This window comes from Micromonospora sp. NPDC049089, from assembly GCF_040648775.1.
In the GTDB taxonomy this organism is placed as follows: domain Bacteria; phylum Actinomycetota; class Actinomycetes; order Mycobacteriales; family Micromonosporaceae; genus Micromonospora.
Window position 1 is genome coordinate 1 of the sequence record NZ_JBEZEH010000192.1, and the last position, 14145, is coordinate 14145.

The window sequence follows — 14145 nt, forward strand, 5'->3', positions numbered from 1 at the left end:
CACCCCCCAAAAACTCATTTTTTTTTATATTTTGTTTTTGGTGTATTTTTTTGGGTTTTTGTCCACGCAAACCTCTTGATCAACGCCGTTGGGTGGGGGTTAGATCAGGGCTCGGTTTCGGCCTGCCGGGAAGCGGTCCAGGACGCCGGTGTTGGCCAGGGCGTTCGTCAGCAGCCAACCGCCCAGGCCGGCGATCACTGTGGCGCTGACGATGGTGAGCAGCGCGTACGGGATGCGGTAGTCGGTCAGCGCGTAGTCGACGTTCCAGACGAAGAAGTCGAACAGCGCGGCGCTGAGGCCGGTCAGCGCGCCCGCGAACACCGCGGTCGGCAGGCGGAACGACCGGTACCGGAAGGCGGCGAAGGCTAGCTCGGCGCCGATGCCCTGCACGATGCCCTGCGGGATGACCGTGCCGGCCCACTGGCTGCCCAGCAGCGCGGACAGGACCGCGGCCACGGTCTCGCAGTAGAGCGCGGCGCCGGGCTTGCGGATGACCAGCCCGCCGATCACCGCCGGCATCAGCCAGACGCCGTAGAGCAGCGTCTGCGCCGGCGGGAAGAAGGCGAACGCGCCCTCAGTGGCGCTCCAGACCAGGCCCCAGGCCCAGAAGATGACGCCGAAGGCGACCGCGATCACCGAGGCGACCACGATGTCGATGGTGCGCCAACGGTGTGTGTCAGTGGTGGATGTCATGTGGTGCTCCCAGTTCGTGAGTGCGAACCAGGAGAAGACGCACGCCGCGTCCGGTGGCACCGGACTGCGGCGCGGCTGGAGGTCGACCGAACTCCCTGCGCTGGCATTACCCAGATCAGGTTCGAGGGTCTGCGGGCGTGCCCGCACTCTCAGCGCTGTGCGCTCCCCTGTCGGATATGAAGTTGTCTCGCTGACGCTAACACCGACCAGGGGCGCGGGCCCAGCAGGGCATCCGCCTGACCTGCGGGAGCGAGCGGCCGACCGCCGTCTGGGTACGCTTCCGATCATGCGGGTTGACGCGCGAGGCTTCACGTTCGAGGTGACCGTCGGCGGTCCGACGGACGGCGTACCCGTCCTGCTGCTGCACGGTTTCCCCCAGCACAGCGGCGAGTGGGACGACGTGGTGCCGGCGCTGCACGCGGGCGGGCTGCGCACGTACGCGCTGGACCAGCGCGGTTACTCACCCGGCGCCCGGCCCACGGTGGTGGCCGACTACCGGATTCCCGAACTCGTCACCGACGTGGTGGCGGTGCTCGACGCGCTCGGGCTGGACGCCGTGCACCTGGTCGGCCACGACTGGGGTGCGATCGTGGCCTGGGCGGTCGCCGCCGGGCACCCCGAGCGGGTCCACACGCTGACCGCCGTGTCCGTACCGCATCCGGCGGCCATGGCGTACGCCCTGAGCAACGACGCCCAACAGAAGGCCCGCTCGTCGTACATCGCCCTGTTCCGCAAGCCCGAAAAAGCGGAGAAGGTCCTGCTGGCGTGGCACGCCACCGCGCTGCGCAAGATGCTCGGCGGGGTGGGCGACACCTCCCGGGTGAACCGGTACGCCGACCCGATGCGTGAGCCGGGTGCGCTGACGGCCGCGCTGAACTGGTACCGGGCGATGTCCCGCGCCGACCTGGCCGGCGTCGGCCCGGTCGCGGTGCCCACCACGTACGTCTGGAGTGACCGGGACGTCGCCATCGGCCGGACCGCCGCCGAGGCGTGCGCGGAGAACGTCACCGGCGACTACCGCTTCGTGCAGCTGCCCGGGGTGAGTCACTGGATCCCGGACGCGGCACCGGCCCCGCTCGCCGAGGCGATCCTGGCCCGAGCCGGCGGGACAGCCTGAGCAGCAGTGGACACCAACGGGCTGCTGGCCCGCAATCGAACGACGGAGGACGTATGACGGTGAGTGCCGAGGACTACCTGGCCGTGGTGACCGAGACGATCGGCCGGGTGGCCGCCAGTCAGCGGGAGGCGGTGGGGCGGGCCGCCGACCTGATCGCCGAGGCCGTCCGAGCCGACGGCGTGGTGCACGCGTTCGGCACCGGGCACTCGGAGGCCCTCGCCATGGAGATCGCCGGACGGGCGGGTGGTCTGGTGCCGACCAACCGGATCGCGCTACGCGACCTGGTGCTGCTCGGCGGCGAACCGGCCGACCGGTTGGGCCCGCTGCTGGAACGGGACCCGGCCGTCGCGCACCGCCTCTACGAGCTGGCCCCGGTGCGCCCCACCGATGTCTTCGTGCTCGCCTCGAACTCCGGCGTCAACGGCGCGATGGTGGAGTTCGCCACGCTGGTGAAGGAGCACGGTCACGGGCTGGTGGCGATCACCTCGGCGCGGCACTCCGGCCGAATGGCCTCCCGGCACCCGTCCGGGCGCAAGCTGAGCGACCTCGCCGACGTGGTGCTCGACAACGGTGCGCCGTACGGCGACGCGACGCTGCCCCTGCCCGGTGGTGGCGCGGTCGGCGCGGTCTCCTCGATCACCGCGGCGCTGCTGGCGCAGCAGGTGACAGTGGAGGTGGTGGCGCGGTTGCTGGCGGCGGGGGAGCGGCCCCCGGTCTACCTGTCGGCGAACATCCCGGACGGCGACGCGCACAACAACGCGCTGGAAGCGCGGTACGCCGGCCGGATCCGACGCGGGTCCTGACGCCGCCGGCGGCCGACGTGCGTCGCCGAGATGAACGACAGGTGTCGTGAACCTGTTTCGCGCTCGGCCGGGTGGGGCATTGGCGTTGCTGCCGGCGGGCGGGACCGCCGGCAGTAGCGTCTCACCGGAGGTAGCGCGTGTCCAAGGAGACCGAGAAGCAGCGCTGGCAGCGCAACTTCGCCGACCTGCTGCAGGAGTTGCGGGTCGCCCAGACCGGCGTGCAGATCCTCTTCGCCTTCCTGCTCACCCTGCCGTTCAGTAACGGGTTCAACGAGACCACTGAGTTCCAGCGCGACGTCTACATCGTGGCGTTGCTCGCGGCGGCCGCCGCCACCGCGATGATCATCTCGCCGGTGGCGTTCCACCGGGCGCTGTTCCGGCAGGGGCGTAAACCGGAGCTGGTCCGTTTCGCGCACCGGATGGCGACCGGCGGCCTCGCCTTCATGCTGATCGCGATGGTCAGCGCGGTCCTGCTGATCACCGACTTCGTGCTGGACCGGCCGATCGCCTTCCTGCTCAGCGCCCTGACCGGGCTGTGGTTCCTCACCTTCTGGATGGTGCTGCCGTTCGCCCGGCGCAGCTGGGGTGAGGACGACATCGACGACGATGACGACGACCCGGACACCATCGAGGAACGCTGACCGCGTCGATCTACACGCAGCGCTACCCCTGGGTAACAACCGGGGGTAGCGTGACGGTAGCCGCATCGAGCTTCGAGGGGGCAGCCGTGACCACGACGCAGAACGGCCGACCGGCACCGGACGGCCCCGACTCCGAACCCACGGCCGGTGCCGCCGCGCCGCTGCCCGCCGAAGCCGGGCAGGTCACCGAGAAGGAAGCCCGGCAGGTCGCCGAGGCCGCCCGCGAATCCACCTGGGACCGGCCCAGCTTCGGCAAGGAGCTGTTCCTCGGCCGGTTCCGGCTCGACCTGATCGACCCGTGGCCCCGATCCGACCCGGACGACGTGGCTCGCGCGGAGGAGTTCCTTGGTCGGTTCCGCGCCTTCCTGACCTCCGAGGTGGATGGTGAGGCCATCGAGCGGGACGCGTCCATACCCGACTCGGTGTTCCACGGCCTGGCCGACCTCGGCGCGTTCGGCATGAAGATCGACCGGAAGTACGGCGGGCTCGGGCTGAGCAACCTGCACTACTGCCGAGCGCTCATGCTGGCCGGCTCGGTCAGCCCGGCCATCGGCGCGCTGCTCTCGGCGCACCAGTCGATCGGGGTGCCGCAGCCACTGAAGATGTTCGGCACCCCCGAGCAGAAGCAACGCTTCCTGCCCCGGCTCGCCGCCGGTGAGGTGTCCGCGTTCCTGCTCACCGAGCCGGACGTCGGCTCCGACCCGGCCCGGCTGGCCACCATCGCGGAGCCGACCGAGGACGGCACCGGTTACCGGCTCAACGGGGTGAAGCTCTGGGCCACCAACGGCATCGTGGCCACCCTGCTGGTGGTGATGGCCCGGGTGCCGGCCACGCAGGGACGTCGGGGCGGCATCACCGCGTTCGTGGTGGACGGCGACAGCCCCGGCATCACCGTCGAGCGGCGCAACGAGTTCATCGGCCTGCGCGGGCTGGAGAACAGCCTGACCCGGTTCCACGACGTGATCGTCCCCGCCGAGAACGTCATCGGCGGCGAGGGCAAGGGGCTGAAAATCGCCCTGACCACTCTGAACACCGGCCGGCTCTCACTGCCGGCCATGTGTGTGGGCGCCGGCAAGTGGGCATTGAACGTGGCCCGAGGGTGGGCCGCCGACCGGGTCCAGTGGGGACGGCCGGTGGGCGAGCACGAGGCGGTCGCGCAGAAACTCTCCTTCATCGCCGCCACCACGTACGGCATGGAGACGATGCTCGACCTCTGCTGCCTGCTCGCCGACGACGACCGCAACGACATCCGGATCGAGGCGGCACTCGTCAAGCTGTACGCCAGCGAGATGGCCTGGAAGATCGCCGACGAGCTGATCCAGATCCGAGGTGGTCGCGGCTACGAGACGGCCGACTCACTGGCCGCCCGCGGCGAACGCCCGGCCGCCGTCGAGCAGATGCTGCGCGACCTGCGGATCAACCGGATCTTCGAGGGTTCCACCGAGATCATGCACCTGCTGATCGCGCGGGAGGCGGTCGACGCCCACCTGTCGGTGGCCGGCGACATCATCGACCCGGACGCGGGGCTTGGCCGCAAGGCCCGAGCCGGCGCACGAGCGGGCGCCTTCTACGCGAAGTGGCTGCCCACCCTCGCCGTCGGTCGAGGGCAGAGCCCTTCGGCGTACGCCGAGTTCGGCCCGCTCGCCGCGCACCTGCGCCAGGTGGAGCGGTCGTCGCGCAAGCTGGCCCGGTCGACGTTCTACGCGATGTCCCGCTGGCAGGGAAAGATGGAGCGCAAGCAGGCGTTCCTCGGCCGGGTGGTGGACATCGGCGCCGAGTTGTTCGCGATGTCCGCGGTCTGCGTCCGGGCCTCCGCCGAACGGGACACCCGCCCGGAGAACGTCGAGCTGGCCGACCTGTTCTGCCGGCAGGCGCGGGTGCGGGTGGACGTCCTGTTCGCCGGCCTCTGGGACAACACCGACTCGGTCGACACCGCTGCCGCGAAGCGCATCCTCGCCGGGCGCTACGCGAGCCTGGAGGAGGGCGTGCTCACCCCGTCCGAGGAGCTGCCCTGGGTGGCCCCGTGGTCGCCCGGTCCGTCCACCTCCGAGGACGTCCGCCGCCGCATCCCGCCAAAGCCGTAAACCCCGCCGCGGGTCGGCCGGGGTGCGGGTCGGCAGGGGTTGACCGGGGTACGGGTCGGCAGGGGTTGGCCGCGGCGCGGGTCGGCGGCTTCGGTCAGCGGGCGACCGCCCAGGCCAGCACCCCCGCCAGGATCAGACCGTTGAGCCCGGCCAGGGCCAGGTACGCCGCAGGTGGAATCTTCTTGCCCCGGCGCAGGAAGGAGACCAGGACAGCGGCGTAGCCGAGCAGCAGGACGGCGATGACGACGAGGAAGTAGAACACCCGACGACTTTAGCGGCCCCGGCTGCGTAGACCGAGTTGGCGCAGCTCCAGAGCGGCCAGGGCGTCGACTGTCGCGTCGTCGCCGCGCCGCCACGCCTCAGCGACGTCCGGGCCGATCCGGGTCAGTTGGCCCAGCGGCTGGGTGGCCAGGGCGCGCAGGGCGAGCAGATCCCGGCCGGCCGGCCCGACGGCCAGCTTCGCGGCCGACCCGGCTCGGCGCATCCAGCGCAGCCGCAGCGGCAACCAACCGAAGAGCACGATGCCGAGCGGGAAGATCAGCACCGCGACGGCGAGGGCGAGGGCGAGCTGATCGACCAGGTGCTGCTGGTCGCGGCCGGCGTCGGCCAGCCCACGGGCCGCGTCGGCGGCCTGCCGGAACGGAGCGGTCAGCTCGTCGCCGACCAGTGGCACCCGGCCGACCTTGCCGCCGGCTTCGGCGAGGTTGTCGGCGAGGCCGCTGCCCGCGCCCTCCAGCTTCTGTCCGGGTACGGCGAGCTTCTGCACCAGGTCGTGCAGCCACAGCGCGCCGCGGATCGCCACGTACACCCAGGCGACGACGAGCAGGTCGGTGAGCAACTGACGGGCGGCTGTCGGAAACCGATCGGCATAGATCTTCACGCCGGACAGCGTGTCACGAACGGCCTTGGCGGGGCACCCGTGAAGTGAGCCCGGATCGCGACCGACCGGGCCGGTGGTCAGCGCGGGCAGGTCGGGCAGGTGCCGAAGATTTCCAGGGTGTGGCTGACGTCGGCGTAGCCGTGCTGCGCGGCGACCCGGTCCGCCCAGCTTTCCACGGCCGGGCCGGCCACCTCGACCGTACGCCCGCACACCCGGCAGACCAGGTGGTGGTGGTGCCCCTCGCTGCACCGGCGGTAGAGGTGCTCGCCGCCCGGCGGACGCATCACGTCGATCTCACCGGCGTCGGCGAGCCCCTGGAGGGTGCGGTAGACGGTGGTCAGGCCGACCCGCTCGCCGCGCTGCCGCAGCATCGCGTGCAGGTCCTGGGCGCTGTGGAAGCCCTCCATCTCGCCCAGCAGCGCGCTCACCGCCGAACGCTGCCGGGTGTTGCGCACCGCGGCGGTGCTCTCGCTCATGATCCCTCCCCGGCGTGGCTGACCGCGTCCGCCACGATGTGCGCGACGTGCTCGTCGACCAGGCTGTAGGCGATCTCCCGGCCTCGGCGGGAGCCGCGCACCACGCCCGCTCCGCGCAACACCCGCAGGTGCTGGGAGACCAGCGGTTGCGCCGCGCCGAGCTTCTCCACCAACTCGTGCACGCACCGCTCGCCGTCGGCCAGCTCGCTGACGATGGCCAGCCGAATGGGAGCGGACAGGGCGCGGAGCAGTTCGCTGGCCCCGTCGAACCCGTCGTAGCCCGTCGCGCTGGTCATCCTGCAACGGTAACCAATACCACCGACGTCGCGCTGACCAGGCTCAGCTCAGCACGACCTCGTGAGGTTCCGGTGTCGGTACGGCGGTCGGCGTCGTCCGGCGGCGCACGACCCGCCAGACAGCGCCGGCCACGGCCACCACCAGGAACGAGGCGATCGCCACCAGCACCACCGAGGCGCCCGGCGCGGTGTCCGCCGTGGCCGCCACCCAGACACCCGAGCCGGCGGCGAAGAGCCCGAGCGCCATCGCGGCGGCCATCGTGCTGCGGAAACCCCGGGTGACCTGCTGGGCGGTGGCAACCGGCACCACCATCAGCGCGCTGATCAGCAGCACGCCGACGGCCCGCATGGCGATGGTCACGGTGACCGCTGTGGCGACCGCGATCAGCAGGTTCAGCGTGCGGACCGGCAGACCGGAGACCCGGGCGTACTCCTCGTCGTGACTGACCGCGAAGAGCGCCGGCCGCAACGCGATCATCGTGACCAGGATCGCCGCGCCGAGCACCGCGATGGTGGTCAGGTCGGCGGGCGAGATGGTGGTCAGCGACCCGAACAGGTAGGCGTTGAGGTTCGCGCTGGTCGCGTCGGAGAGGCCGACCAGGAGTACGCCACCCGCGATGCCGCCGTAGAAGAGCAGAGCCAGAGCCAGATCACCGGAGGTACGCCCACGGGCCCGGACGATCTCGATGGCGATCGCGCCGATGGTGGCGGCGATCACCGCGACCAGCACCGGGGAGCGGTTGAGCAGCAACCCCGCGCCGACGCCGGTCAGCGCCACGTGCCCCACACCATCGCCGATCAACGCCAGCCGGCGCTGCACCAGGTAGATGCCGAGCGCCGGCGCGGCCAGGCCGATCACCAGCGCGCCGATCAGGGCGCGCTGCATGTAGGGGTACTGGAAGAGTTCCATGGGTCAGTTGCTCCACAGCCCAGCGGGCTCGTCGTAGCAGTGCGGGTGCACGTGGTCGTGGTCGGGTTCCGCGTGATGGCCGGCCGGGTCGGGCACCGCGCCGTCGTGGGCGATGCGACCCTCATGGACGACGACGGCCCGGCTGATCACCGGTCGCAGCGGGCCCAGCTCGTGGGCGACGAGCAGCACCGTTCCGCCGTCGGCGACGAAATCGCGCAGCGCGCCGGCGAAGGCCTCCTGGCTGGCCGCGTCCACCCCGGCGGTGGGCTCGTCGAGCACCAGCAGCTCCGGCTGGCCGGCCAGGGCACGGGCGATCAGGGTGCGCTGCTGCTGGCCGCCGGAGAGCGTGGACACCGGGTCACCGGCCCGGTCGGCGAGCCCGACCGCGCCCAGCGCCGCGTCGACGGCGGTCCGGTCGGCTCGACCCGGCGGACGAAGCACCCCCCGACGGGCCAGCCGGCCGGAGGCCACCACCTCCCGGACGGTCGCCGGTACGCCGCCGCCGGCGCCCAGGCGCTGTGGGACGTACCCGATGCGTGCCCACTGCCGGAACCGGCGCAACGGCCGGTCGAAGAGGGTGACCGAGCCGGCGCTGATCGGCACCAGCCCGAGCACGGCGCGGATCAGGGTGGACTTGCCCGAGCCGTTGGCGCCGAGGATCGCGACCACCTCGCCGGCGGTCACGGTGAGCGAGATGTCCCGGAGCACGGGGCGACCGTCGTAGCCGACCACCCCGTGCTCGACGGTGATGACAGGTGAGGTCACGAGCAGCTCAAGGCCGTCTGCAGGGTCCGCAGGTTGGTGCGCATCACCGAAAGGTAGTCCCCGTTGCTGCCGGCGGCGAGCCCTTCGATCGGGTCGAGCACGGCGGTCTTCGCGCCGACCTGACCGGCGATGGTCTCGGCCACCTTGGGGCTGACCAGGGTCTCGAAGAAGATCGTGGTGGCCTGGTGCTCCTTGGCCTCCTCGATCACGTGCGCGAGGCGCTGCGGCGAGGGCTCGACGTCCGGGCTCAGCCCGGTGATGCCGACCTGGTCGAGCTGGTAGCGGTCGGCGAGGTACCCGAACGCGGCGTGGCTGGTCACGATCTCCCGCCGCTGGCAGGTCGCCAGACCGTGCTTGAACTCGCCGTCCAGTGTCGTCAGGTCGGCGCGCAGGGCAGTCGCCCGGGCGGTGTAGTCGGCGGCGTGGTCCGGGTCGGCCTTGCCGAGCCGCTGGGCGAGCTGGTCGCCGATGCCGGCCAGCCGGGTCGGGTCGAGCCAGACGTGCGGGTCCTTGCCGCCGCTTTCTTCGGCGTGCCCCTCTTCGCCCTCGTGGTCGTGCCCGCCGGCGGACGCGTCCAACAGCGGTTGCACGCTCGTCACGTCGAACGCCCGGTCGCCGCCGTTCTGGGCCACGGCGTCGTCCACGGCCGGCTGGAACCCCTTGAGGTAGACGATCAGCTCCGCGTCGCTGACCTCTCCGACCTGGCTCGGGTTGAGCTCCAGGTCGTGCGGCTCGGCGCCGGGCTTGGCCAGGTTGGTGACCCGGACGGCGTCGCCGCCGATCCGTTCGGCCAGGAACTGGAGGGGGTAGAACGCGGCCACCACGTCGACTCGCTGAGGGTCGGCGCCGGCGGCACCGCCGGTGGAGCAGCCGGCTCCAGCGCCCAGGGCAAGGAGGGCGGTCGCGGCGGCCAGGACACGGTACGTGGCGCGGTTGGTCATGTCGTCAACTGTCCGTGGCAACGATAATGATTGTCAAAAACGCATGATTGCATGTCAGAGGAGCTTCGCGAGACCCACAGCCACCAGCAGGGTGAGCATCACCAGCCGGATCAGCCGGGTCTGCGGCGCCTGAACCGCCCAGGTCGTCGCCGACAGGGCGATCAGGACCCCGGCGAGCGCGAGCGTGAGCAGCCCGCCGATCACCCCGGGCGTGAAGAACGCCACCAGCACCACCACCAGGGTGAGCAGGAACACCGACGTCGGGTTCGCCCCGGCCAACCGGGCGAGCAGAGGGCGCTGCGTACGCTGCATCCCACAGACTCTACGAGGAGGAACCCCCGGTGCTGGTGACCAACCGGTTCGTGGTCGACGTCGATGCCGCCGACGGCTTCACCGAACGGGCGCACGCCGCCCTCACCGCGCTGGCCGCCCGGCCCGGCTACCTGCGCGGCCAACTGGTCCGGGCGTTGGACGACCCCCGGCACTGGTCACTGGTCACCGAATGGGAGTCGGTCGGCACGTACCGGCGGGCGCTGGGCGCCTTCGAGGTCAAGGTCAGCGCCGTGCCGCTGCTCGCCGAGTCCATCGACGAGCCCTCCGCGTACGAGGCGCTGGCCACCGCCGCCCCCGGCGGGGCCGTGGTCGTCGCCGAGAGTGATCGGGCTGCGGGTCCTTACCGCTGAGCCGCCGGACACTACGCTGCTCCTATGACCGCACCCGCCCCGCCACCCGGTCCCGGGGTGGCTCCGCCGTTCGCCGCGCCGCCCACCGAGGGCCGCCGGACTCGGCTCTGGATCGGCCTCGGCGTCGGCGCGCTCGCCGTGGTGCTCTGCTGCGGCGGCGGTGGCACCGCCGTCGTCGGCCTGGCCGTCAGCGGAGTCCAGGCCATTCGGGAACAGGCCCGCACCGTGACCGGCGACTACTACCAGGCGCTCGTCGAGCGGAACTACGGGCGGGCGTACGACCAGCTCTGCGACGACGCGCAGCGGCGTGAGTCCCGGCCGGAGTTCGAACGGCGCGCCGCCGCCGAACCGCAGGTGACAGCGTTCCGGGTGGGCGAGGTGGACACCACCTACCTGACCGTGCCGGTCGACGTGACCCTCGACGGCGGCGACCGGGAGCGGCAACAGGTCAGCCTCGGGCAGGACGGGCAGACCGGCGGCGTGGAGGTCTGCGAGGTCAGCTGACCCGTCCCCGGTATTCTGCTGGGCTCGGGGGGACGGTGGTCGTACCGTTGTCCCGAACCGACCGTTCCATCCACATCTCGCCCCCGCCGACCGCCAGCCGGCGTAGGAGGAAACATGCCAGCCGACCGTATCGACGCCGTCGTCAGCCTCGCCAAGCGCCGAGGCTTCGTCTTCCCCTCCAGTGAGATCTACGGAGGCACCCGATCGGCGTGGGACTACGGTCCGCTCGGCGTGGAGCTCAAGGAGAACGTCCGCCGGCAGTGGTGGAAGACGATGGTCCAGCAGCGCGACGACGTTGTCGGCCTGGACTCCGCGGTGATCCTGTCCCGCAAGGTGTGGGAGGCGTCCGGCCACATCGCCGAGTTCGTCGACCCGCTCACCGAGTGCCAGTTCTGTCACAAGCGGTTCCGGGCTGACCACCTGGAAGAGGCGTACGCCGAGAAGCACGGCAAGCCGCTCACCTCGCTGGCCGAGCTGAACTGCCCCAACTGCGGCAACAAGGGCACCTTCACCGAGCCGAAGATGTTCAACGGCCTGATGAAGACCTACCTGGGCCCGGTGGAGAGCGACGAGGGGCTGCACTACCTGCGCCCGGAGACCGCGCAGGGCATCTTCGTCAACTACAAGAACGTCGAGACGGTCGCCCGCAAGAAGCCCCCGTTCGGCATCGCGCAGACCGGCAAGTCGTTCCGCAACGAGATCACCCCGGGCAACTTCATCTTCCGGACCCGAGAGTTCGAGCAGATGGAGATGGAGTTCTTCGTCGAGCCGGGCACCGACGAGCAGTGGCACGAGTACTGGCTCCAGGAGCGCTGGAACTGGTACCTCGACCTCGGCCTCTCGGCGGACAATCTGCGGCTGTTCGAGCACCCCAAGGAGAAGCTGTCGCACTACTCGAAGCGGACCGTGGACATCGAGTACCGCTTCCAGTTCGGTGGCACCGAGTTCGCCGAGCTTGAGGGTGTCGCCAACCGCACCGACTTCGACCTCTCCACGCACAGCAAGCACTCCGGCGTCGACCTGTCGTACTTCGACCAGAGCAAGAGTGAGCGCTGGATGCCGTACGTCATCGAGCCGGCCGCGGGTCTGACCCGCGCGGTGCTGGCCTTCCTGCTGGAGGCGTACGACGAGGACGAGGCGCCGAACACCAAGGGCGGCGTGGACAAGCGCACCGTGATGCGGTTCGACCCGAGGCTCGCCCCGGTCAAGGTGGCGGTGCTGCCGCTGTCCCGCAACGAGGCGCTGTCGCCCAAGGCCAAGGATCTCGCGACCCTGCTGCGCAAGCGCTGGGTGGTGGAGTTCGACGACTCGCAGGCGATCGGGCGTCGCTACCGGCGGCAGGACGAGATCGGCACCCCGTTCTGCGTCACCGTCGACTTCGACACCCTTGACGACAACGCGGTGACGGTGCGCAACCGGGACACCATGGCCCAGGAGCGCGTCTCCCTGGACCAGGTCGAGCGCTACCTGATCGAGCGTCTCCCGGGCTGCTGAGACTCTGCGTACGGGGCCTCGGCCGACGCGATGAGCGCCGGTCGGGGCCCCGTACACTTGTCCGGTGACTGCCTCGACCGTGCCCGCGCTGCGCCCGCTGACTCTCGGCCAGCACCAGGTGTTGCCGCCGGTCGTGCTCGCGCCGATGGCTGGGATCACCAACATCGGGTTCCGTCGGCTCTGTCGCGAGCAGGGCGGCGGCATCTACGTCTGCGAGATGATCACCACTCGGGCGCTTGTCGAGCGCAACCCGAAGACGCTGCGCATGATCGCGTTCGGCGACGACGAGAAGCCCCGCAGTCTCCAGCTCTACGGCACCGATCCGGAGATCACCGCCGCCGCCGTGCGGATCGTCGTCGAGCGCAACCTGGCCGATCACATCGACCTCAACTTCGGCTGCCCGGTCCCGAAGGTCACCCGGCGCGGTGGCGGCGCGGCGCTGCCGTGGCGGCGGCGGCTCTTCGCGCGACTCGTGCGGGCCGCGGTGGCCGCCGCGGCACCGTCCGGCGTGCCGGTCACTGTCAAGATGCGCAAGGGCATCGACGACGACCACCTGACGTACGTCGAAGCCGGGCTCGCCGCCCAGGAGGCCGGCGTGGCAGCGGTGGCCCTGCACGGGCGCACGGCCTCGCAGCGCTACTCGGGCACCGCCGACTGGGACGCGATCGCCACCCTGAAGCAGGCCCTCGATGTGCCGGTGCTCGGCAACGGCGACATCTGGGAAGCCGACGACGCGCTGCGCATGGTGGCCCACACCGGCGTCGACGGCGTGGTCATCGGGCGCGGCTGCCTGGGCCGGCCGTGGCTCTTCGCCGACCTGGAGGCCGCCTTCAACGGTCGGCCGGAGCGGCGGCTACCCACCCTCGGCGAGGTGGCCGTGACCATGCGCCGGCACGCCGAGCTGCTGGTCGACCAGTTCACTGCCGGCGCCCGCAACCCGGCCCGAGGTGAACGCGACGGCTGCACCGACTTCCGCAAGCACGTCGCCTGGTACCTCAAGGGCTTCCCCGTCGGCGGTGAGCTGCGGCGCTCGCTGGCGATGATCGAAAGCCTGGCCCAGCTCGACGACCTGCTCGGCAAGCTCGACCCGGCGGAGCCGTTCCCGATGACCGCCCTCGGGCAGCCGCGCGGGCGTACCAACTCGCCCGGCAAGGTCTTCCTGCCGGAGGGTTGGCTGGCCAGCCGGGACGACGACACGGTCCCCGAGGGTGCCGAGATGGACGACTCCGGCGGCTGAGTCCTCGACCCTCGTGGGGTCGTCGCCGTCGGATCTTCTTCGCAGGCTCCCGGCCCGGTTCCGGCCGGGAGCAGGGGTGGACGTAGGGGTGCGGCACGCTATCGAGCTGATGTCGTAAACGAGTCATGACCTGGGCTCGGCCGTGCGCCGTCCGGCGGTGCCACTGACTCGCGCTGCCCTGCGGCTGCCGCGACCGCTTGTTGCTCTGTGGCTGCCGCGACCGCTTGTTGCTCTGTGGCTGCCGCCACCGCTTGTTGCTCTGCGGCTACCACCACAGTGTTGCCGTCACCGTGATGCCCTGCGATTGCCGTGGTGAGTTGCCCTACGGTGCCGTCACCGTGTTGCCCTGTAAGTTCCGTTGCGACGTTGCTTCGCGGCTGCCCTGGCGACGCTGATTCGTCTACGACATCAGCTCCAAAGGACCCGTGACGCAACCAACGGACCCGCGCCGGGTACTCGTCGCCGAGATCCGCGCAATATCAGGGATCTTGCGGTCTCCGGCGAGTCGGAGGCAGCAACATTGGGGATCCTGCTCGGATCTTGGGCGCGGGGCGCGGGGCGCGGGGCGCGGGGCGCGGGGCGCGGGGCGCGGGGCGCGGGGCGCGGGGCGCGGGGCGCGGG

17 protein-coding genes and 1 riboswitch are annotated in these 14145 nt (G+C 71.0%); of the genes, 8 read left to right on the forward strand and 9 right to left on the reverse strand.

The genetic code is table 11. The features are described from left to right. Window positions 1-99 precede the first annotated feature (99 nt). Window positions 100-693 carry an ECF transporter S component gene (locus AB0B48_RS26485; RefSeq protein WP_210786970.1) on the reverse strand — a complete coding sequence of 198 codons (594 nt, stop codon included), beginning with the start codon at window positions 691-693 and terminating at the stop codon, window positions 100-102. 74 nt (window positions 694-767) lie between these two features. Continuing rightward, window positions 768-872: riboswitch (TPP riboswitch) on the reverse strand. Window positions 873-979: 107 nt separating this feature from the next. On the opposite strand from AB0B48_RS26485, the gene AB0B48_RS26490 reads away from it, so the two are divergent. From AB0B48_RS26490 to AB0B48_RS26505, 4 genes are all read left to right on the forward strand, one after another. Further along, window positions 980-1810: an alpha/beta fold hydrolase gene (locus AB0B48_RS26490; protein WP_357206248.1), complete on the forward strand. Its 831-nt coding sequence runs from the start codon at window positions 980-982 to the stop codon at window positions 1808-1810. A gap of 53 nt (window positions 1811-1863) precedes the next feature. Then, on the forward strand, window positions 1864-2613 hold the full coding sequence (locus tag AB0B48_RS26495) for an SIS domain-containing protein (protein ID WP_357206250.1): 750 nt from the start codon (window positions 1864-1866) through the stop codon (window positions 2611-2613). A gap of 137 nt (window positions 2614-2750) precedes the next feature. After that, entirely contained in the window at window positions 2751-3254 is a 504-nt protein-coding gene (locus tag AB0B48_RS26500) for a DUF6328 family protein (protein ID WP_357206252.1), read from the forward strand. 86 nt (window positions 3255-3340) lie between these two features. Then, complete coding sequence (locus AB0B48_RS26505) at window positions 3341-5338, forward strand: acyl-CoA dehydrogenase family protein (protein ID WP_357206254.1); 1998 nt, start codon at window positions 3341-3343, stop codon at window positions 5336-5338. A gap of 94 nt (window positions 5339-5432) precedes the next feature. Here the strand turns inward: AB0B48_RS26505 and AB0B48_RS26510 are convergent, their stop codons facing one another. From AB0B48_RS26510 to AB0B48_RS26545, 8 genes are all read right to left on the reverse strand, one after another. Then, window positions 5433-5600, reverse strand: a complete 168-nt coding sequence (locus AB0B48_RS26510; protein ID WP_355009250.1) for a hypothetical protein — start codon at window positions 5598-5600, stop codon at window positions 5433-5435. A gap of 9 nt (window positions 5601-5609) precedes the next feature. Continuing rightward, window positions 5610-6218 (reverse strand): hypothetical protein, encoded by a 609-nt coding sequence (locus tag AB0B48_RS26515; RefSeq protein WP_355009249.1) that lies wholly within the window; start codon window positions 6216-6218, stop codon window positions 5610-5612. Between the two features lie 77 nt (window positions 6219-6295). Next, a complete protein-coding gene (locus AB0B48_RS26520; protein ID WP_357206256.1) occupies window positions 6296-6694 on the reverse strand; it encodes a Fur family transcriptional regulator in 399 nt (132 codons plus the stop codon). Beyond that, window positions 6691-6990, reverse strand: a complete 300-nt coding sequence (locus AB0B48_RS26525) for a metalloregulator ArsR/SmtB family transcription factor (protein ID WP_088988100.1) — start codon at window positions 6988-6990, stop codon at window positions 6691-6693. Before AB0B48_RS26525 ends, AB0B48_RS26520 begins: the two co-directional genes overlap by 4 nt. A gap of 43 nt (window positions 6991-7033) precedes the next feature. Continuing rightward, on the reverse strand, window positions 7034-7900 hold the full coding sequence (locus tag AB0B48_RS26530; RefSeq protein ID WP_357206258.1) for a metal ABC transporter permease: 867 nt from the start codon (window positions 7898-7900) through the stop codon (window positions 7034-7036). 3 nt (window positions 7901-7903) lie between these two features. After that, window positions 7904-8665: an ABC transporter ATP-binding protein gene (locus AB0B48_RS26535; protein WP_357206260.1), complete on the reverse strand. Its 762-nt coding sequence runs from the start codon at window positions 8663-8665 to the stop codon at window positions 7904-7906. Continuing rightward, window positions 8662-9606, reverse strand: coding sequence for a metal ABC transporter substrate-binding protein (locus AB0B48_RS26540; protein WP_357206262.1), 945 nt, complete (start codon window positions 9604-9606; stop codon window positions 8662-8664). Before AB0B48_RS26540 ends, AB0B48_RS26535 begins: the two co-directional genes overlap by 4 nt. A gap of 54 nt (window positions 9607-9660) precedes the next feature. Next, window positions 9661-9918, reverse strand: coding sequence for a hypothetical protein (locus AB0B48_RS26545; RefSeq protein WP_357206264.1), 258 nt, complete (start codon window positions 9916-9918; stop codon window positions 9661-9663). 29 nt (window positions 9919-9947) lie between these two features. Between AB0B48_RS26545 and AB0B48_RS26550 the strand changes: the two genes are divergently transcribed. From AB0B48_RS26550 to dusB, 4 genes are all read left to right on the forward strand, one after another. Further along, window positions 9948-10289 (forward strand): antibiotic biosynthesis monooxygenase, encoded by a 342-nt coding sequence (locus AB0B48_RS26550; protein ID WP_357206266.1) that lies wholly within the window; start codon window positions 9948-9950, stop codon window positions 10287-10289. Between the two features lie 24 nt (window positions 10290-10313). Next, window positions 10314-10793 carry a hypothetical protein gene (locus tag AB0B48_RS26555; protein WP_112589144.1) on the forward strand — a complete coding sequence of 160 codons (480 nt, stop codon included), beginning with the start codon at window positions 10314-10316 and terminating at the stop codon, window positions 10791-10793. Window positions 10794-10907: 114 nt separating this feature from the next. Beyond that, window positions 10908-12287, forward strand: a complete 1380-nt coding sequence (locus AB0B48_RS26560) for a glycine--tRNA ligase (protein WP_091409675.1) — start codon at window positions 10908-10910, stop codon at window positions 12285-12287. A 64-nt stretch (window positions 12288-12351) separates the two neighbouring features. Beyond that, window positions 12352-13524 (forward strand): tRNA dihydrouridine synthase DusB, encoded by a 1173-nt coding sequence (dusB, locus tag AB0B48_RS26565; protein WP_357206269.1) that lies wholly within the window; start codon window positions 12352-12354, stop codon window positions 13522-13524. Window positions 13525-14145 lie beyond the last annotated feature (621 nt).